The organism is Proteus sp. fly-1067 (genome assembly GCF_040139345.1).
GTDB lineage: Bacteria > Pseudomonadota > Gammaproteobacteria > Enterobacterales > Enterobacteriaceae > Proteus > Proteus vulgaris_B.
In genome coordinates, this window is record NZ_JBEEUL010000291.1 from 1 (window position 1) to 512 (window position 512).

1 protein-coding gene is annotated in these 512 nt (G+C 37.1%); it reads left to right on the top strand.

The genetic code is table 11. The features are described 5' to 3' along the window. A partial coding sequence (locus ABN217_RS20465; protein WP_349460038.1) for an Ig-like domain-containing protein occupies positions 1 to 512 on the top strand: 512 nt, incomplete at both ends.

Below are 512 nucleotides of genomic sequence, written 5' to 3' on the forward strand. Positions count from 1 at the left end.
ACTCAAAGAGACTGAACTACTGACAGACAGTCACGGTAATGCATCAACAACCATGACCAGCAAAATATCAGGTGCGGTAACGGTCACTGCGCTGGTTAATAAAGTAACCACAAAAAAAACAACCCAATTTATTGCTGATCTCTCCAACGGTAAAATTATTTCGGTAACACCATCAACCCCACCTTATATTGCTGATGGCAATACCCCCGTAATTTTTACTGCTATCGTTAAAGATAAAAATCACAATGTAATACCTAATGCCAAGGTGATTTGGTCTACTAATCGAGATCAAAGTATCGTGGGTATTAATGAGGTATCAACGACAGATAACCAAGGTATTGCTAAAACAATAGTAACCAGTACTCACGCTTTTGATGTCATTGTAACCGCTAGACTCAGTAATGAATCATTTGATGCAAAACCGATTTCCTTTATTGCTAATAATCAACACGGTTTAATTACCTTAACAAGTAATAAAACTCAATTAGTTGCAGATAATACAGAGCAAGCGA